The sequence below is a fragment of the Solibacillus faecavium genome, assembly GCF_014836905.1.
In the GTDB taxonomy this organism is placed as follows: Bacteria; Bacillota; Bacilli; order Bacillales_A; family Planococcaceae; genus Solibacillus; species Solibacillus faecavium.
In genome coordinates this window covers 103,194-120,987 of sequence record NZ_JACSPZ010000011.1, presented here as the reverse complement: position 1 = coordinate 120,987, position 17,794 = coordinate 103,194, and the positions used below count along the sequence as shown (strand labels likewise).

Sequence of the window (17,794 nt, the reverse complement as noted above, 5' to 3'; positions counted from 1 at the left end):
GAGCCTAATTTGATAAAAGAAATGACAAAAGGCATCGAGAGACGAGCTCTCGATGCCTTTTGTCGACAACCTGAAACCACCAGTCGAACTGGTGGTTTTCTCTGCGCGTGAAACGCTGGGTTACTGGCCCACGTCTAAAGACGCTCTGAAAGGTCTGCCAACCGCACTACGTTTCCGACTACCGCTAAAGCGGTTTATTTATTTTTTTCTTCGATTGATTTCTTCTCCTGTGAATGGGTCAATGAATTCTTTCATCGACATTTGATCCTCCACGTAATCTTCTTGCAATTGATTTTTTATATACTCTTGAATGACTTTTCTATTTCGACCTACCGTATCCACATAATATCCTCGACACCAAAATTTCCGGTTCCCATATTTATATTTCAGATTGGCATGGCGATCGAATATCATCAAACTACTCTTTCCTTTGAGATACCCTACAAATGCTGAAACACTCAGCTTCGGTGGGATACTGACTAACATATGTATATGATCCGGACATGCTGTTGCTTCAATAATTTCTACGCCTTTTCTTTCACACAGTTGCCGTAGAATTTTACCGATGTCCGCTCTAATCTTTCCATAAATAATTCGTCTTCTATACTTTGGCGCAAATACGATGTGATACTTACAATTCCATGTTGTATGTGCTAAACTTTTATTATCCATTATTGGAGCTCCTTTCGTACGTAATCGGTTGACCAGACCTGATTTTATTGTACGACTGGAGTATTTTTTTTGTCCATAGCTAAAAGCTTTTTAGAACCCCCCGCATAGCAGGGGGTTTTCATTTCCATAAAAAAAACACCATTTTTCTCTTAAAGAAAAATAGTGTCTTTATTTTAATTTAATACTATGCGCTACTTACGAGAAGCCCCAATCAATGTGTCTCCGTCTTTACCGCTACTACAAATGCTGCGAGTACAGAGAGGAACACGACTATAAACGGTGCGTAGAAAATTAAAAAATCCATCATAAAATCCACCCCTAAACATGTGTTTCGTCTTCCCCGGTAATATAGCCTTTATGAAAAATAAATAATTTAAATACTAAATACATCGATGGAATGAGTAAAAATAGTCCAGCGATAAAGGCTAATACAAGTGCAATAGCCATCGAGTCATTTGTGAAACTATCGTGAATCGTTAAATAAGGATAAAGCAAATAAGGATAATGAGAAATACCGTAAGCAAAGAAAGCTGTGGCAAACTGTAAAATCATCACAACTACCGATAAACCGTAGCTCTTCTTTCTCCAAATGAGCCAGATCGTTATAATAAATAAAATGCCGGATACGATAAATAGCCATGTAAGATCTAATATATTTTGATAGTGCCAACTATTTGTATTACGCATTTCTAAAATAATCCCCATAGCACTGACGATTAAAGGAATCGCCCAAATCAGTGCATATTTACGCATCAAATCACTTGCCTTTATATCACCTGCTTTATTGGCATACCAATTTAAAAAAACTGCGGAAATATACAACACAGCAGTAAGACTCAATACGACAATTGACCATGCTAAAGGACTTGTAAATAACGCGCTATAGTCAAGTCTCGGGCCATTTTCGTGCATTGTGACAAAGCCACCTTCTGAAATCGCCAATACGACAGATAATGATGCCGGGATCAATAAACCTGCGATGCCGTATGCTGTCGCATATCCTTTATGCCCTCTTAACCCACTATAGGATTCAAACGCATAGTAGCTCCCCCGAATTGCCAGCAAGATTAAAGCAATCGATACCGGCACTAACAAAATTGTTCCATAATAATAAGCCGTCTGCGGAAAAAATCCTACGATGCCAACAAAGAAAAATACTAAAAACACATTGGTGATTTCCCATACTGGTGATAAATAACGTTTGATTATTTTTGACAAAATGTTGTTCTTCCCTGTTAAAAGACTGTATGCATTGAAAAACCCTGCACCAAAATCAATCGAGGCGACAATGACATAGCCAAACAAGAATATCCATAAAACAAAAATCCCTAGTATTTCTAACGACATTATTGTTCACCGCCTTTACGAAGCGCTAATTCTTTGGAAACGGGATTATTTTTAAACATTCTTCGTAATACGACAACGCTTCCAATCCCTAATATTAAATAGACAACAGCAAATGCGATAAACAGCCATTCGACACCGGTTGCTGTTGTAGCACCTTGCTCTGTGCGCATAATCCCGTATAAAATCCATGGCTGCCGTCCCTGTTCTGCTAGCCACCAGCCTGTTTCAATGGCTATAAATGATAAAGGCCCGCCCAATACGATAAGCCACCTAAACCACTTGGATGCAATCCACTGCCAACCTCTCCATTTTCCAACTACATATCCGAGCGCTAAAAAAATCATTAGACTGCCGATTGCCACCATAATATTAAAATAATAATGGGTAATAAGCGGTGGTCTTTCATCTTCAGGGAAATCATTTAACCCTGTTACTTCTGCATTGAAATTATTACTTATTAAGAAACTCAATACTTTCGGCATACGAATTTCATATTTCACTTCATCCCCGTCGAGTATCCCGAAAAAGATTAAATCTGCCCCGGCTTCAGTTTCAAAATGCCACTCGGCTGCTGCTAGTTTTTCCGGCTGATATTCCGCTAAATATTTGGCTGAAAAGTCTCCTACAACGGCTGTTGCTATGGAGAAAATGAGTCCCAACTTCATCATTAGGTTCAGCGACTTTTTATGATAAATATGGTTCTCGCCTTTCAGCAATTTATAAGCCGCAATCGCCGCTAATGTAAATGCAACGGTCATAAAACTCGAAGTTAGCACATGTCCAACTTTAGTTGGCATAGCAGGTGTAAACATCGCTAAAATCGGTTGAATATTAATGATCTCTCCGCCAACGAGATCAAAGCCTCTCGGTGCATTCATAAACGCATTGACAATCGTAATGAAAATAGCCGACATGAAAGCGCCGATTGCGACCGGAATGAGAAGCAGCATATGATATATCGGATTTTTAAATCGATCCCAAGTATACAAATAAATCCCTAAAAAAATCGCTTCAAAGAAAAAGGCAAATGTCTCCATAAATAACGGAAGCGCAATCGTTTGTCCTGCTAACTCCATAAACTGAGGCCATAAAAGCGATAGCTGCAAGCCAATAATGGTCCCTGTCACAACCCCTACCGCTACTGTAATCGTAAAGCCCCGCGCTACTCTTCGTGCCAGCAACGTATAGTGTTCATCGTTTTTCTTATAGCCCACATACTGAGCAATTAAAATGATGAGCGGGACCCCGACACCGAGCGTCGCAAAAATAATGTGAAAAGTTAATGTAAGCTCTGTTAGCGCCCTACTCCAAAACACCGCCGAGTTGTCCATTGTCTTACCTCCAACATCAAGAATCTGTAAATCATATGCAAGTTTTATTAAATATCCTCACATCAGTATTCACATCCAATTTGTTAATATTCACTGCTCGCAAAGATTCTCTGCTCGGAAGAACTAAAAATTGCGTAGTGGATGGTTGCTTTTAACAAAAATTGACTAGTATAGCTAATGAGGAGTTGATACTATGCCATTTCTGCAGCATTTCATGCGCGCTAACCGATCCAAGATTGTTATTTTAATTTTCATCTCATTATTTTTGGGAGGAAGTATTATTTTGCAAAGCTACAGTATTGTAGAAACGGTCAACCTTGTTTTTATAGAAAAGAAGGCTTTTTCGTATACGTACGTATTCTTTTTACTATTACTGTTAGCCATTGTTGTTAGACTGGCTTCTCAATATTCTTTAGGTCGGATCGGCGGAAAGCTAGCGGAAGATGTAAAGTTAACAGTTCGGAAAAAGTTAATGCAGCATTGGTCTTCAACGACAATGGAAAAACACGTCTCTTACCAAACCGGCGAGAAGGTCACACTGCTGGTAGACACTGTGGACCAACTGGAAAGTTATTATAGAGAATATACACCTCAGCTTATTAAGACTATCGTAGTCCCTATTATGATTTTGATTGCTGTGTTTCTCATTCATCCGAACAGTGGTTGGATCATGCTCGTTACTGCACCATTTGTGCCGATTACTTATATCATCATCGGGATGCAAACGAAGAAAAAGTCAGAGGAGCAATTGGATGCACTGAATCGATTTTCCGGTAAATTTCTGGACTTGCTTCAAGGGTTACAAACGATTCGCTTGTTCGGGCAGAGCAAACAGCAGGAACAGATTTTAGCCAAAAGCAATGAAGCATTTATGAGCCGGACACTCGGTGTATTAAAAATTGCATTCGCCTCAACACTTTTTATTGAGCTTATTACAACGCTTGGTATTGGTTTAGTCGCACTGGAAATCGGCTTTCAAATGATTGTTTTTAAAACCTTAACCTTTGCACCGGCTTTTTTTATTTTGACATTGGCTCCTGAATATTATAATTCGTTGAAAGAATTAGGCGCGGCATTTCATACAGGCAGAGGGAGTTTAGGTGCTGCCGCATTACTCGAAGAACAGCTGAAGGAAGAGGAAAGACCTGTACAATGGGGAGATAAAGAATTAACAAACGGACCGGTGCTATCTGTGGAACATGCGAAATTTCGCTATAACAGCGGCTTTACTATTGGCCCCCTATCATTCACTATCCAGCCTGGACAAACCGCCGCATTTATCGGGAAAACAGGTCATGGCAAAACGACGATATTAAATCTTTTATCGAGCTTAACCGAGCTAGATTCAGGGGGCATCTATTTAAACGGTAAACCACGCAAATTATATCGTGCAAATGACTGGTATGCGCAAACAAGCTATATTTCACAGCATCCGTATATTTTTGCAGGGACACTTCGCGACAATATATGTATGGGGCTGCAAGTTTCAGATACACAAATTTATAACGCATTAAAACAAGCACAATTAACCGAATGGGTTGCCTCTTTACCTGATGGACTTGCTGCCGTGATCGGTGAAGGTGGCATCGGACTATCCGGCGGCGAGAAGCAGCGCGTGGCGATTGCACGAGCTTTCCTAAAAGAACCTTCTATTGTCTTTTTTGATGAGCCAACAGCTGGATTGGATGTCGCTACAGAACATCTGCTCAGTACATCCATTGAAAAACTAAGTGAACAAGCAACCGTTATTATTGCTGCACACAAATATAAAAGCATCCGGTTTGCAGATGTCATTTTTATCGTTGAAAACGGGCAAATCGTCACAGCCGGCACACCTGATACACTAAAAGATCACCCTTATTATAAGGAAATGGTCGTAAGGAGGGTTACGTAATGCAGGAACTGGTCGCAATGATATGGCAGGATAAAAAAGATGTGCTTCTTGCATTATTAGCTGGCACAATAAGCGGGTTAACAGCGGTGGCTTTATTTGCACAAAGCGGCCTGCTCATTTCAAAAGCTGCCCTCATGCCGCCTTTTTACATCATTTTAATTTTAACTGCTTTTCTTAAATTATTCGGTGTAACAAAGTCCGCGAGTAAATATGCCGAACGCTACATTTCACACCGCGTTACCTTTAAATTTATTAGCATTGTGCGGATGAAATTTTTCAAAAAGCTCTTGCCGCAAGCACATGTACTCAACCATTATAAAAGCGGTGATCTACTGACACGGATTACAGGCGATGTAGAGCAGTTGCAAAACTTCTTTTTACGCGTATTGTATCCGCCCTTTATCGCCCTTTTTGTATTTATGGTGGTCATATTATTTTCACTGTTTTTCTCACCGTGGATTTCGCTGCTTTTGCTCATTGGTATTGTATTAACAAGCATTGTTGTTCCCTATATATTATTTCGGCGTCCTTATTCTACAAGTACATTAGAAAAAAAGGAACTCACGATTTTAGCTACAGAATACTTTTACGGCTACCGGGATTTAGTACTGCATCATCAAAATGAATCAAAAGCCGAGGAATTATCAGCCTTATACAAAGGATACGGGAACTCCCGCAGAAAAGAGCTTGATCAGGAACAGACTTCTTATTTATGGAATCAGCTCATTGCCTTGTTTACAAGCTTTTCCGTAGTATTTGTCGGAGCTTATTTAACTTCAGTCGGACAGCTGGATGGCGTGTATCTTGCATTAATTGTGCTCATCTCGCTTACGGTTTTTGAATCGGCCGTCCCGCTTGCCCTCGTTCCTATTTTTGCAAGACATACGAAAAATGCCGTTGGTCGACTTGAGGCAATTACATCTAAAAATGAATCAGATGGAACACAGCATTTAAAGGGATTTATCCAACAGATACAATTGCACGACGTCTCCTATTCGTACCCTGCTGCTACTCGACCCGCTCTTGAAAAGCTTTCTTTAAACATTCAGGCTGGTGAGAAAATAGCCATTATTGGTCCAAGTGGCTGCGGCAAAACTACGTTGCTGCAACTTTTAATGAAGGAAATAAAAAGAACGTCCGGTGTAATCCGCGTTAATACTACTGATATTAATGACATCAGCTCACAGTCGATGTATACGCATATGAGTACGATGCTGCAGCACAACCATTTCTTTTCGGGAACAATTAAAAGCAATCTGCTAATGGCGAATGAGGAAGCATCCGACGAAGCGTTACAAGAAGTACTTAAAAAAGCACAATTAATCAAAAACCTCGAAGATCCTATTTTTGAAAAAGGCGGGAATTTGTCAGGCGGAGAAAAACAGCGGTTAGCTTTTGCCCGACTTTTATTAAAAGAAAGTGACTTATGGATTGTGGATGAACCGTTTACGAGCCTCGATGTTTCAACAGAAAAAATATTGTTCAACACCTTACACGAGGAAGCCGCTAACAAAACCGTTGTTATGGTTACCCATTCCCTAGCAGACTTGGACCAGTTTGATCGTATCTGCGTCATGCTCCGGGGACAAATTGTCGAATGCGGTACACATCAACAATTGGTGGAGGGAAAAGGACTTTATTGGGAGATGCTTAATCAGTAATGAAAAAGGCGTTGATTCAAATTACTGAATCACGCCCTCTGTTAATAATTAATAATTCTTTCTTCAACCTTTATCTTTAGTAGTAGTACCTCATCATCCTGTTGAATCATTTGATTAATGGAATCCTCATCTTGGAAATCGAACGTACGCATCGAGCCCGCCTTTTCTCTATACACTCCTAAAATTTTTGTTTCACCTAATTCTAATTCTACTTTGTCATTACCAATGGCATATTCCGCTCCACTAATAATACCCGACTTAGCTTCTTTTTCAATTCTTTCTGGATTGGTTCTAACACTAGGTCCATAAAGGAAAACAAGCATTTCTTCTGAGCTCGTATTTATCATACCAAAACCCAAATGTCCTTCTTGAACTTTATTAGGACTGTTCCCGTAGGATAATTGCGTTAATGGTTCTGACTCTAATTCACCGTCAATATATCGCTCCACCCATAGATTCACCCAGCTTTTATCCGCATTCGGTAATTTAATATTAAAATCAAACAGGATGCCCAAATTCAAATCTTTAAATGTATCCACATATTCTGATTCCGAATTAACCTCGATTGTTATTTTCTCCTCACCTGAAATAGCGCATCCAGAGCTTACTATTAAAATAGAAAGTAAAGTAGAAAACAATATGATATATTTATTTCTCAAAAATTTCCCCCTCCTGCCAAAAATAGCGGTAATAATTTCCCTTATTTCAAAAATAATGAGAAAACCCTCAAAAATAGCGGAAGGATTTTCCCTTATCATGTCTAAATTCATAAAAAAACGTGCTATTTAATGAAATAACGGTAATTTCTTCCTTTATTTCGGATCAAATCCCACCAGTTTTGCTTTTAAGGGTAAAAACTTCCCTTATTTATTTCACAAAAAAATTGCCACTAGAATCTCGGGTCATAATTTTTCAATTCATCCTGAGATAAATTCTTGTACTGAGGATCAATAATCTGATACTCGAACTGTAATACACTGCCATGTGCAAAATAAAGATATTCAACGTACGGTTCATTTTTAAAAACCACGGTTGCATAAAATTTAGGCATTTTGAACCCATAAACCCCTTCAACTTTGGCTATTTCATCTTCATCGTATCCCATTTCCGTAATCAAATAATTCGATACCCTATTTTTATAAATACTTTTATTTACTTCAATATAAATAAACCGAGCGAATATTAATGCTAAAACTATAATAGCGATATATAAAATTACTCTAAAACGTCTGGACATCCCCCCCCCATCAAACTGAAATAAACCGCTGTACAAGGTAAGCCACTCCCCCAAAAATGATGAGTGTAATCGATACTTTAATTAATGAGACATGCTCCATGAGAGGTGTATGTGTTGAGCGATCCGCATTAAAGATGGACCACCAACTCGGTTCAGGATATTGATGTGAAATTGCAATCCAAGCTAGAAAAAATATTCCAACTAAAACCCAATAAATTTTCATAGGCATCCCCTTTAAGATTCGATTATTCAAAATTACACCTTACCTATAATCTTCTTTAGTTGAAAAATGCTAAATAGATAACAATAGCAATGACTATTATAAGAAAGAGTAACCCTGTACCTTTCCAACCCAAATCTCCAATCAAATCCTGAAACCCTCCACCATGCATACTAGCAGATGGGTTTCGCTTTAATTCTTCCTGTCTCAATCGCTCTCTTCGTGCTTGGGGAGTTTCATTATTATTATTCACTGAGTACACCTCCATCAAAGATCTACCATTTATTAATAATCTTTACCACAAGCTACACAACGCAGATCGGTGTCATTTTCTCCATACATCCGAAGCTCCTTTTCAATATTACACACCTGACATTTTTCAAATCGAATTTGAGGTAGCGTACCCGCTTCAGCTAATGGAACCCATTGTTCTTCATATAATGTTTTCGTCATGCCATAATCAATTAAAACGAGGTGCCCCTCTTCATTCAAACCATAATTGCCACCATCTTTAAAATCAAAGCCATCTAGTTCTTGATCAAATACACGAAGAGCAGCTTTTAAATCTTCTGTCATTCTTGGATCCATCTCTAAATCAAGATCGTAGGAGCAGTGATTATTTAAAGGGAGCTGCTCATAAAAAGGCTGAATCAAATATTTTTCATTTATAAAAAGAATCGGTGCGATATGTTTTTCTAACCATTTCATTTCCAATGTTTTATATATTTCATGTTCATTTTTGCTTTGAGCGTATCCAATCGGGTGTAAAAAAGTTTTGAAGACAAGGTTTTCGTAACGATAAACTTTTCGTGTTGAACCGATACCAATCATTTCCGCGCTTTTTAACATATCATCAATATTTTCTACTACATTGGAAATATCCATCTCATCATCACCAAATCATTATGTATTTTTTATGTTTCTTGATACCAGCTTTCATCGAATTCGAGGTTTAATGCCTTTCCTAAACAAACGCCGAATTTAATAAACCCACTTCCTCGTGCTGTAATCATATTGCCATCCTGTACGACTAAATCAGGGCAGTAATTTTCCTTCTCAAAAACGCCTAGCTTTTCAATCGCTTCCATCGGTAACCCCACTGTATATTTCTTCCCTGTCAGCAATCCCGCTTTTGCCAAAAAATACGGAGAACTTGATATACTGGCAACGATTGTTTCTGATGAAACGACTTGCTTTAAAAACTTATCTAAACCCTCTTCATCTAGAAGCGGTTCAATATCCAAACAACCCGGTAACACGATACTATCAATCTCTTCAATATTAATTTCACTAATCGTGGTGTCAGCTACACAAGTTAATCCAGACTCTCCCCTAATAGGTTGGTTGTTCAACCCCACCGTTATAATGGATTTGTTCCCTTGCATTAAAATCGATAGCGCGACACTTAATTCATATTCGCTGAATTGCGGATATAACATTATGGCTGTTTTATTCACTATAGTTATCTCCATTCATTATTTTAGTACCGCGCCAAATTATTAAATTAATAATTCAAGCCACTTATGTTCTGGTTCGTGCAGTTCAAGTGCATTTCGTAGCCATTGTTTCTGCTTATTATTAAGCAAGTCCTTTATTATGAAAAAATCCTGATGGTCTTTTTCTCTTGTATTCTTCGCTTTATATAATAGAACAATTTCAGGATTTAAATAGGGAATGCCGGTTTCAGAAACGCTCCAAATTGAATTGAGTGGCGCATGAATTCTTAAATCACGTCTAAATTTCCAGTCATTCTCCACTGTTTCATTAAGAAGAACTTCCATTCTCTCTCCATTTAACTTATGAGTAGCATGTATTTCATGAACCGGTAGCTCTAAAAATTCATTTCCCCAATCATAAAATTTACCTTTTTTCACCTGCTTAAAATCCCAGTCATTTAAATATCTTTTTAAATGTAGTTGGTCTTTTCGAAATATAGCCATTTCAATATCCTTATGTTCCCTTGTTTCTTCCCCTATATAAAGGTCAATCGCCCATCCACCGGCGACGAACCATGTTTTACTGAATTTCCCCATTAAAGCATTTACATATTGGCATTGCTCAAATGACATCGAAGTACCCCCCTAAAACAAACCATCTATATCCAACAAATTGTAGTTATTTTCAATTCGTATCCTAAAATGATTCATAATTCGAATCTGTTCTTCGGTTAACTTTTCTTTGTTCCAGTACATATGCATTAAGCTATACTCAAACACTTCTTTAAGTTTTATAAATAAAGGGATTTTTTCTAGCATTTCGTTCGCGATATCATTTTCCTCTTTGTAGCCCTCGATGATTGCTTTCGTTATACTTCTTCCATATTCCAGGATGTTGCCACCACCGACAAATGAATACTCAATCGCACTATAAATAGGAACAGCTAAATCAAAAGCATAAAAATGCTTCTCACAATCCTGAAAATCAACCATTGTCAGTTTTAAATCACGATCTACTACTACATTCTCTAACCATAAATCACCGTGTAACAACCCATAATTGGCCTTGTCCTTCGGAAGGTTTTTAATCTTTGTTAAAATCTCCTGCGCAACCTCTCTAATCGCAGTTTCTTCCTCAGGAATATACTTCAAGAAAGCGTACTCCTCATTTTGATGCCAATCGTTGATGTAGCGTGTCGGATAAGTCTCTTCAAACTTTCTCGAGAGACGATGTAATTTGCCGATTTGCCGGCCTAAAGCTTTTAATACATCGGCATCCCATTCTTTTCTTGATAAATGCTTACCAGGAGCCGATTCATAAAGCACTGTTAAAACTTCCTTATTATTAATGGTGATTTTTTCTACCTCTTGACCATTTATTGAAAGGATTGTTGGTGACACACCTAGTCCTGCTTTATGTAGGAAGTTTGTATAGGCAACCTCTTCTACTTGTTCATCATACCCTTTGTAGTTTGTAATCCTTGCAAAATATTCGCCTTGTGCTCCGGTACACCGATACATTTCATTTGTAACGGCTTCCAATTTAATCAAATCCACTGGATAAATTCCGTTGAGCAATTCTAGTATTTTTTGTTCCATAAAGCTTTCCCCCATAGTAATTTTCATTCTATTCTAATTATTAGAACTAATATGTAAATAATAACATAACCCATTTATGATGATAGGTTTTGTTCAATAAAATCCAGCATTCGCGCTAATTCACCAGAAAAAGAAAAAACGCCCCAAACCCTTGATTTACAGGGTTTTGAAGCGCCCAAATTATTCTATTCTTCGTCAGCTTGTTCGGCTACTTTATTGATTCTTTCTAACATCGGCGGATGGGAGTAGCGGAACCATTTGACCAGTGTGGACGGGTTTACTTCGCCAAGTCCAGCTTTCGTCAACTGTTGAAACGTTAAAATCGCTGCTTCGGGATTTTCCACGAGCTCCATTGCATATTCATCGGCCCGAACCTCCTGATAACGTGAAACCGCATTTGACAATGGATTTGAGAAGAATAAAAGGAATGATGAAATCAATAAAAACAATGGCAATGAGCTAATATTACTTAATTTCTTAACTTTTAAAATCGATCCATAACGATTAATCATCCGAGGCATTATTTTTGCAATTAACCAAAGCCCTATAAACGTCATGAACAAATAGACAGCGATGTTAATATAAATATCTTTTAACAAGTAATGACCCATCTCATGCGCCATTATAAAGAGAATCTCATCATGCGTTAACCGGTCTAATGTCGTATCCCACAGTACAATTCTAGAATTTTCGCCAATCCCTGTCACATACGCATTTAAAGCATTCGTCTTTTCCGACATATTCACTTCATACACATGGTCTGAAGGAATGTCCGCCTGCTCTGCAAGTGAAAGAATCTTCGTCTCCAATTCTTTATCCTTTAATGGATAAAAATCATTATAGATCGGGTCAATCACGACGGGTTGGATGAACATAAGGAAAATTGAAAATGGAACAGTTAACGCCCAAGTATAGAACCACCATCTCTTCGGACTTTTTTTAATAAGCCAATAGAGAACCGACACCGTAATCACCGACATCCCAAAATCAAGCCAAAAATCAATTACATTATCCCGCATCCAGGAGGAAAAAAACTGAGTACTAATACCATAGCTTTTGCTCACCGTATACTGATAAAAATCCAGTGGGAATCGTAGGATGAACAATACTAACGAGAGTAAAAATACATACATGCCTGTTCTAAACAAGGACCATTTAAACTGTACAGAACTCCATTTTTCAAACACCCGGGACATTCCAGTAATCAAAATAGCAAAATAAAGCAGCCATTCCAACGGCCCTGCTACAAAGAAGAGGAAATTTCTTATCTTTGATAACTCTTCACTTAATAACAACTCCTGCGTAGTAAGAAAAGTACTTGGATCCGCTGCCGATCCTTGAAGAACATCTGGTATTCCGCTATTTTGGCCATGAAAAATATAAAAATACATCGCGGCCGCATACAGACCAAATGCAGCAACAGCCATTAAACCCCATTTTTTCGTCATTTCTTCACACCTCAATTCATTCGTTACCCTATCTTATTATTGAAGTGGAGAAATCATTTCTAAATAGTTTGTCTATCTTCTTTTTAGTCAGTTCTATACGCTCCGAAATCATCATAAATTGAAAAAAATTCACTCAAAATTATATTTGAGTTTATAAGGAGCCCATAAATATGCAATTTGCTATTCATTATTTAGAAAACAACACACCTGTACTAAGTCAATGTTTAGAACGTATACCCGAGGTTGATGAAAATCTCAAGATAAAAGGCCGTAAAGGAAAAGTAGTCAATGTTGTTCAACTCGAAGACAATAAATATCAAGTCCATGTAGCCCTGGAAAAGATAGATAAGAAGCAAGCATTACTAAAAGATGATAAAAAGAAAAAACGTTAATATTTAGGAAACAGCGTGGATAAATACCTGCATGCTATTACGATAAAGATGGCTGGGCTTGCGAAAGGTAAGCATCAGCAATAGAAGCATTATATAAATATAGAAAAACTCTATAATTTTAAATACGCTCAGACGAATCGAGATGAGATTAACCGCCATCTCGTTAAAAAAATCGTCTGAGCGCATTTATTATGTACACTTTAATTCTTTTCTATTTTATTTCACTCTATACAATCATCTTTAGGTCATTCTTTAGCTAATTCAAAAAATAGCAAAAAAAAGATAACGGGTTCGGTCGATGAGGAGAAAACCCCAAAATAAAAATGTAAATAACAAAACAATTAACATAGTTTTTAATAGTAAATAGGCAATATAGAAGGCAAGCATAAACGCTCAATAGTTTATTCTGAGCGTTTTTTGTAATTTACTGTGCTTGTTTTACTAATGCCTCCGTCAGTTCATGTAGTTTATACATCCTGAGTCATTACTACAAATACTAAATATTATTTTAAATGATTGTGTGCCCATACATCGTAGTCAACAAATTGTAGCTTTTCTATTTCACGAATATGCATTATATCTTCTTTATGCAATTCAATGTACTCCCCCGTATATCCAATCAGAATATCTCAAAGCGCTCCATATAAAATATTTAGCATTTTTGGTTCTATTAAATGTTTTGGGCTACGAAGACAATGTTGAGCAACAAAATAAGAAATTTTGTTTGTAGGATCTATAAAAACATGAACTCCTCCTAACCCACCCCAAGAAAAAGAATTGTCAGGTACTAAACGAAATGCCTTGGCCGCATCCATTACTACTGATACACCTAGACCATAACCAACTCCTTCAGCTGGTATCATTTTTTTGTAGTCTAAATAACTTTTGCCTTCTAATTGATTTGTTCTCATTAAATTAATGGAATTTACACTAATAATGCGTTCCCCATATTTGCCAACTCCCCCACAGGCCAATGCATCTGCAAATAAAATGTAATCTTCAAGAGTAGTAATTAGCCCACCGCCTCCACTCTCATGCCTCAAACCAATTACTCCTACACAATCGCTGCTAATTCGTCTTAACTTTTCTGTTATTGGATTATACTCATATTGTGGAGCAATATTAATTTTCTTTTCTTCTGCAACAGAAAAACCAGTTGTCTTCATCCCTAATGGCTTAAAAATCTTTTCTTCTAAATACGCTCCGAAGCTTTTACCTGTTACAACTTCAATTACCGCAGCTAAAACATCATGACAAAAACTATAATTCCAACCTTCGCCTGGTTCAAATAACAGAGGCTCTTTTGCAAGTGTCTCTACAAACTCTCTTGTATTAAAATCCAATCCTTTCTCTTCAAAAAGTTTTCGAAGTTGCGGCGTATCCCTTTCATAACTTAAGCCCGCTGTCATCGTTAATAAATCAGCTATTCTTATATGCTTTGTTGCAGGTGTAATAATAAATGTTCCACTTTTAACATACATCTCTTTAAATTCAGGTAGATACATATACAAGGGATCAGTCAATAATATTTTCCCGTCTTCAACTAATTGTAATGTCGCAATACATGTGACTAATTTAGTTGCCGAATAGATGTTATACAATGCATTGGGTTGCATAGGAACTTGATTCTCAATATCCGAATAACCAGCATCATATCGAAAAATCTCCTCATGTTCACGATAAATGATGCAATCAATACCAGAAAGCCCTAGTTGCGGTACAGTATCCATAAAATCTTTTAATTTCTGAAATTTATCCATATTTCAATCACCCTTCATCTCATTTTTTAATCTCTTTCCATTAGCTACAAAGTTGAAAATTCTAATGTCGACTATTCAATATATGATTTATTATCAAAAAGTAGACAAGCCTTCATATTATGTTCAGAAATAAATTTCAGTCCTGGATCCACTTTACTACATTGTTCCATTGCCATTGATTTAACATTCGTTCGTTTCGGAAAAAATTGCACTATGTATTCAGAATAAACTGATTTCAATGGCGGTTGAGATGTTTGAAATTTAGCAATCACTGAGCATGAAGGGATGCGATTATGTAACAGTTGGTATGTACTTTTATCACCTAACTCTTCAGATAGTAAAAAAAAACCACAAAATAAGCCTCCTTTTAATACCTCCAACATAATTTTATGGTATAATTTACAAGAACATAGATATAATTGTTTTTTGTATCTTATTAAGGTCTTGTAGCTCAGCTGGGAGAGCACCACCTCGACAAGGTGGGGGTCGCAAGTTCGAGACTTGTCGAGACCATTATTTCAAGTGCCCGTAAACGTTGGTATATCAACGTTTATGGGCTTTTTCTTTTTGGAAGACCAACTACCTTACGCTTGAATTCTAGGATTTGTCCGCAATTTGTCCGCAAGATTTTTTCCAATTATTTAGTGTTACTTTGGATAGCATTGTGAAAAATGTCTGCAATGTCATTATCTGCATTTGGTAATAGGTGTGCATAGAACTCTAATGTGATTTTAGGGTTGGCGTGACCTAACTTACATCCCCTACGAAGTAGCTATGCCCAATTTGAAAACCTGTTCCTAACTCTTCTGCAATTTGATTATTTAAACTTTTAATTTCATCAATAACACAAATTAAAGCTTCTGGATTATTTAATTGGTTCACATACGATTTAAACTTGTTATTATAAAAGGCCGGTTTAATTTCAAAAAATGAAAACCTTCTTCTAAGTGCATAGTCTAATAAAGCTAAACTTCTATCTGCCGTATTCATCATTCCAATGATATATAAATTTGAAGGTACAGAAAACTTCTCGTTAGAATAAAGAAGATTGATTTGCTCGCCTCGCTTATCCGCTTCGATTAGCATCATTAATTCCCCGAATATTTTACTCATATTCCCGCGATTAATTTCATCAATAACAAAAAAGTAATCTCGTTCTGGATCTCGTGCTGCTTTTCTAGCAAACTTCACAAACGGACCTTGTTTCAGTTCAAATCCATCCCCTTCAGCTTTTGGGCGGAACCCCTCAATGAAGTCCTCATAACTATAGCTTTGGTGGAACTGAACCATATGGATACGAGTTTCATCCTTCTCTTCCATCATGACATACGCTAAACTTTTAGCAATAAACGTTTTACCTACTCCCGGTGCCCCTTTCAAAATAAGATTCTTCTTATTTTCAAGTAGAGAAATTAAACGTACAAGCTCCTTCTTATCAATAAATACAGCCGAAAGAAAATCATCCATTGTAAAATTTTCATTTTCTTGTACAGTAGGTTTAGATTCAATAAAACGAATGTAGTAATCAATTGAACTGCCTGAAACGCCTTTATATTTTTTGTAGGAATCATCTGATACAACGATATCTTTTAACAGTTTCAGTTGCTCAATATCTGATTCACCAAAAATGGCAGCTTCAAAATGGCGTTCTATTTCCTTTAATGCATTTACTTTTTGCTTCACTGTTTTATCGTTTAAGCTAGCTCCTGTATCTGTAACTTGATTGGATAACCAATTTTGAAACTCATTTACTTCAGCAATTTTTGGATCAATAAAATCTTCATTCATTACTTTGTCTATTTCTTGAATAAAATTTGGATAATTATTTAAACATGTTAACTTTTTTTGAGCAAAAGTCTGATGTAGCTCCCACTTTCCGACTTGAAGCCACTTTACTGTTCTTCTATGTTTTTACTCTGAAGCTTCATAAGCGAAGTAGTAATCTCCCGTAACAACTCCGCGTGCGAGAATTTTTTTTATTCCCTCTTTCACATATATGATGTCGCCTATTTTAATGTCGCTATAGAAATCCCACACAGCCTTTGTATCATGAACAGGACGCACCCCATCTGCTCTTTGCTCTGCTATTCTTCGTTCAACAGCTTCTTTTAAACTATAGTTCTTTATAACACCTAAATAGTCCCTACCAATAGCAATTATATTATCTTTGTGAAACTGCTCCCATAATCTAGAGTTTTCACCCGGTGAAATCAACCGATAATTAACGCCTTTATCAATTTCATCTTCTTGATTCGCAATTTTCTTCTCTTTTTTAGGATAAATTAACGTAGGATTTTCAGCGGGTTTTATGCCTCACAATATAGTCAAAGATACATTACTAGGAATCAACATTTAATCAATCCACAGTACTAGAATATTTATTAAGTAATTCATCCAATTCTTGACTGTAATTTACTACTTCTGGGTGTGTAAACCCTAAATCCTTTGCTTTTTTATACATTTGTTTTCTTTTTACTTCAATTCTTATCTTTAATATTATTTTTAATATTAAAATTTTCATCTGTTTTTTCCCTTATTTAGTTTTATTTTACTAATTTTTAAAAAAATGATTTTTTACTTTAATATTCTAAATCATTAAAGTGCAGAATTGAAAGGGAACTTTAAAATTTAAATTATTCGTAACAATTAATAGTTAAATGTAAATAATATTACTATAAAATATAGTTTTCTTAATTAAACAATAATCTGTCAATTTATTAATTAGGACGAGTTTAATAAAAAATAGCAACTGAGTGAATTCAGTTGCTATTTTTAAAATAATTCATAAAATCAATGC

General features: G+C 36.7%; 20 protein-coding genes and 1 tRNA gene. 4 read left to right on the top strand and 17 right to left on the bottom strand.

What is annotated here, in order from left to right; translation table 11 throughout:
* Positions 1 to 198: 198 nt before the first annotated feature.
* The 4 genes from tnpA to H9635_RS17500 all read right to left on the bottom strand — a co-directional run bounded on the left by tnpA (position 199) and on the right by H9635_RS17500 (position 3,350).
* Positions 199 to 672, bottom strand: coding sequence for an IS200/IS605 family transposase (tnpA, locus tag H9635_RS17510; RefSeq protein WP_191701593.1), 474 nt, complete (start codon positions 670 to 672; stop codon positions 199 to 201).
* Positions 673 to 883: 211 nt separating this feature from the next.
* Positions 884 to 979: a cytochrome bd oxidase small subunit CydS gene (gene cydS / locus H9635_RS19540; protein WP_404828892.1), complete on the bottom strand. Its 96-nt coding sequence runs from the start codon at positions 977 to 979 to the stop codon at positions 884 to 886.
* Between the two features lie 11 nt (positions 980 to 990).
* Positions 991 to 2,019: a cytochrome d ubiquinol oxidase subunit II gene (locus H9635_RS17505; RefSeq protein ID WP_191701592.1), complete on the bottom strand. Its 1,029-nt coding sequence runs from the start codon at positions 2,017 to 2,019 to the stop codon at positions 991 to 993.
* Positions 2,019 to 3,350, bottom strand: coding sequence for a cytochrome ubiquinol oxidase subunit I (locus H9635_RS17500; protein WP_191701591.1), 1,332 nt, complete (start codon positions 3,348 to 3,350; stop codon positions 2,019 to 2,021). The genes H9635_RS17505 and H9635_RS17500 overlap by 1 nt, the downstream gene beginning before the upstream one ends.
* A 193-nt stretch (positions 3,351 to 3,543) precedes the next feature.
* Between H9635_RS17500 and cydD the strand changes: the two genes are divergently transcribed.
* Both cydD and cydC read left to right on the top strand, forming a co-directional pair.
* The gene (gene cydD, locus H9635_RS17495; RefSeq protein ID WP_191701590.1) at positions 3,544 to 5,244 is read left to right on the top strand and encodes a thiol reductant ABC exporter subunit CydD; all 1,701 of its coding nucleotides are present in this window, start codon (positions 3,544 to 3,546) and stop codon (positions 5,242 to 5,244) included.
* Complete coding sequence (gene cydC / locus H9635_RS17490) at positions 5,244 to 6,905, top strand: thiol reductant ABC exporter subunit CydC (RefSeq protein ID WP_191701589.1); 1,662 nt, start codon at positions 5,244 to 5,246, stop codon at positions 6,903 to 6,905. The genes cydD and cydC overlap by 1 nt, the downstream gene beginning before the upstream one ends.
* 41 nt (positions 6,906 to 6,946) lie before the next feature.
* Here the strand turns inward: cydC and H9635_RS17485 are convergent, their stop codons facing one another.
* The 9 genes from H9635_RS17485 to H9635_RS17445 form a co-directional block, all read right to left on the bottom strand.
* Positions 6,947 to 7,564 (bottom strand): hypothetical protein, encoded by a 618-nt coding sequence (locus H9635_RS17485; protein ID WP_191701588.1) that lies wholly within the window; start codon positions 7,562 to 7,564, stop codon positions 6,947 to 6,949.
* A 230-nt stretch (positions 7,565 to 7,794) separates the two neighbouring features.
* Positions 7,795 to 8,178 (bottom strand): DUF3139 domain-containing protein, encoded by a 384-nt coding sequence (locus tag H9635_RS17480; protein ID WP_191701587.1) that lies wholly within the window; start codon positions 8,176 to 8,178, stop codon positions 7,795 to 7,797.
* Positions 8,153 to 8,365, bottom strand: a complete 213-nt coding sequence (locus H9635_RS17475) for a hypothetical protein (protein WP_191701586.1) — start codon at positions 8,363 to 8,365, stop codon at positions 8,153 to 8,155. The genes H9635_RS17480 and H9635_RS17475 overlap by 26 nt, the downstream gene beginning before the upstream one ends.
* Positions 8,366 to 8,420: 55 nt before the next feature.
* Entirely contained in the window at positions 8,421 to 8,615 is a 195-nt protein-coding gene (locus H9635_RS17470; RefSeq protein WP_191701585.1) for a DUF6366 family protein, read from the bottom strand.
* A 32-nt stretch (positions 8,616 to 8,647) separates the two neighbouring features.
* Complete coding sequence (locus H9635_RS17465) at positions 8,648 to 9,247, bottom strand: protein kinase (RefSeq protein WP_191701584.1); 600 nt, start codon at positions 9,245 to 9,247, stop codon at positions 8,648 to 8,650.
* 29 nt (positions 9,248 to 9,276) lie between these two features.
* The gene (locus tag H9635_RS17460; RefSeq protein WP_191701583.1) at positions 9,277 to 9,819 is read right to left on the bottom strand and encodes a DJ-1/PfpI family protein; all 543 of its coding nucleotides are present in this window, start codon (positions 9,817 to 9,819) and stop codon (positions 9,277 to 9,279) included.
* Between the two features lie 42 nt (positions 9,820 to 9,861).
* Positions 9,862 to 10,431, bottom strand: a complete 570-nt coding sequence (locus H9635_RS17455; RefSeq protein WP_191701582.1) for a nucleotidyltransferase domain-containing protein — start codon at positions 10,429 to 10,431, stop codon at positions 9,862 to 9,864.
* Positions 10,432 to 10,443: 12 nt separating this feature from the next.
* Positions 10,444 to 11,397: a phosphotransferase enzyme family protein gene (locus H9635_RS17450; protein WP_191701581.1), complete on the bottom strand. Its 954-nt coding sequence runs from the start codon at positions 11,395 to 11,397 to the stop codon at positions 10,444 to 10,446.
* A 185-nt stretch (positions 11,398 to 11,582) separates the two neighbouring features.
* A complete protein-coding gene (locus H9635_RS17445) occupies positions 11,583 to 12,845 on the bottom strand; it encodes a M48 family metallopeptidase (RefSeq protein ID WP_191701580.1) in 1,263 nt (420 codons plus the stop codon).
* 170 nt (positions 12,846 to 13,015) lie between these two features.
* On the opposite strand from H9635_RS17445, the gene H9635_RS17440 reads away from it, so the two are divergent.
* The gene (locus tag H9635_RS17440; protein WP_191701579.1) at positions 13,016 to 13,237 is read left to right on the top strand and encodes a hypothetical protein; all 222 of its coding nucleotides are present in this window, start codon (positions 13,016 to 13,018) and stop codon (positions 13,235 to 13,237) included.
* Positions 13,238 to 13,866: 629 nt separating this feature from the next.
* On the opposite strand, the gene H9635_RS17435 is transcribed toward H9635_RS17440, so the two are convergent.
* Positions 13,867 to 14,997 (bottom strand): serine hydrolase domain-containing protein, encoded by a 1,131-nt coding sequence (locus tag H9635_RS17435; protein WP_191701578.1) that lies wholly within the window; start codon positions 14,995 to 14,997, stop codon positions 13,867 to 13,869.
* A gap of 440 nt (positions 14,998 to 15,437) precedes the next feature.
* On the opposite strand from H9635_RS17435, the gene H9635_RS17430 reads away from it, so the two are divergent.
* Positions 15,438 to 15,510 (top strand) — tRNA-Val (locus H9635_RS17430).
* 234 nt (positions 15,511 to 15,744) lie between these two features.
* On the opposite strand, the gene H9635_RS17425 is transcribed toward H9635_RS17430, so the two are convergent.
* The 3 genes from H9635_RS17425 to H9635_RS17415 all read right to left on the bottom strand — a co-directional run bounded on the left by H9635_RS17425 (position 15,745) and on the right by H9635_RS17415 (position 17,518).
* Positions 15,745 to 16,785 (bottom strand): AAA family ATPase, encoded by a 1,041-nt coding sequence (locus H9635_RS17425; protein ID WP_191701577.1) that lies wholly within the window; start codon positions 16,783 to 16,785, stop codon positions 15,745 to 15,747.
* Between the two features lie 123 nt (positions 16,786 to 16,908).
* Positions 16,909 to 17,211 carry a hypothetical protein gene (locus H9635_RS17420; RefSeq protein ID WP_191701576.1) on the bottom strand — a complete coding sequence of 101 codons (303 nt, stop codon included), beginning with the start codon at positions 17,209 to 17,211 and terminating at the stop codon, positions 16,909 to 16,911.
* A 142-nt stretch (positions 17,212 to 17,353) separates the two neighbouring features.
* Positions 17,354 to 17,518: an aspartyl-phosphate phosphatase Spo0E family protein gene (locus tag H9635_RS17415; RefSeq protein ID WP_191701575.1), complete on the bottom strand. Its 165-nt coding sequence runs from the start codon at positions 17,516 to 17,518 to the stop codon at positions 17,354 to 17,356.
* Positions 17,519 to 17,794 lie beyond the last annotated feature (276 nt).

Bases quoted from the DNA above. Each gene is read 5' to 3' on its own strand.
- tnpA (WP_191701593.1), bottom strand. From the start codon at position 672: ATGGATAATAAAAGTTTAGCACATACAACATGGAATTGTAAGTATCAC.
- cydS (WP_404828892.1), bottom strand. From the start codon at position 979: ATGATGGATTTTTTAATTTTCTACGCACCGTTTATAGTCGTGTTCCTC.
- H9635_RS17505 (WP_191701592.1), bottom strand. From the start codon at position 2,019: ATGTCGTTAGAAATACTAGGGATTTTTGTTTTATGGATATTCTTGTTT.
- H9635_RS17500 (WP_191701591.1), bottom strand. From the start codon at position 3,350: ATGGACAACTCGGCGGTGTTTTGGAGTAGGGCGCTAACAGAGCTTACA.
- cydD (WP_191701590.1), top strand. From the start codon at position 3,544: ATGCCATTTCTGCAGCATTTCATGCGCGCTAACCGATCCAAGATTGTT.
- cydC (WP_191701589.1), top strand. From the start codon at position 5,244: ATGCAGGAACTGGTCGCAATGATATGGCAGGATAAAAAAGATGTGCTT.
- H9635_RS17475 (WP_191701586.1), bottom strand. From the start codon at position 8,365: ATGAAAATTTATTGGGTTTTAGTTGGAATATTTTTTCTAGCTTGGATT.
- H9635_RS17465 (WP_191701584.1), bottom strand. From the start codon at position 9,247: ATGGATATTTCCAATGTAGTAGAAAATATTGATGATATGTTAAAAAGC.
- H9635_RS17455 (WP_191701582.1), bottom strand. From the start codon at position 10,431: ATGTCATTTGAGCAATGCCAATATGTAAATGCTTTAATGGGGAAATTC.
- H9635_RS17450 (WP_191701581.1), bottom strand. From the start codon at position 11,397: ATGGAACAAAAAATACTAGAATTGCTCAACGGAATTTATCCAGTGGAT.
- H9635_RS17445 (WP_191701580.1), bottom strand. From the start codon at position 12,845: ATGACGAAAAAATGGGGTTTAATGGCTGTTGCTGCATTTGGTCTGTAT.
- H9635_RS17440 (WP_191701579.1), top strand. From the start codon at position 13,016: ATGCAATTTGCTATTCATTATTTAGAAAACAACACACCTGTACTAAGT.
- H9635_RS17435 (WP_191701578.1), bottom strand. From the start codon at position 14,997: ATGGATAAATTTCAGAAATTAAAAGATTTTATGGATACTGTACCGCAA.
- H9635_RS17425 (WP_191701577.1), bottom strand. From the start codon at position 16,785: ATGAATGAAGATTTTATTGATCCAAAAATTGCTGAAGTAAATGAGTTT.
- H9635_RS17415 (WP_191701575.1), bottom strand. From the start codon at position 17,518: ATGAAAATTTTAATATTAAAAATAATATTAAAGATAAGAATTGAAGTA.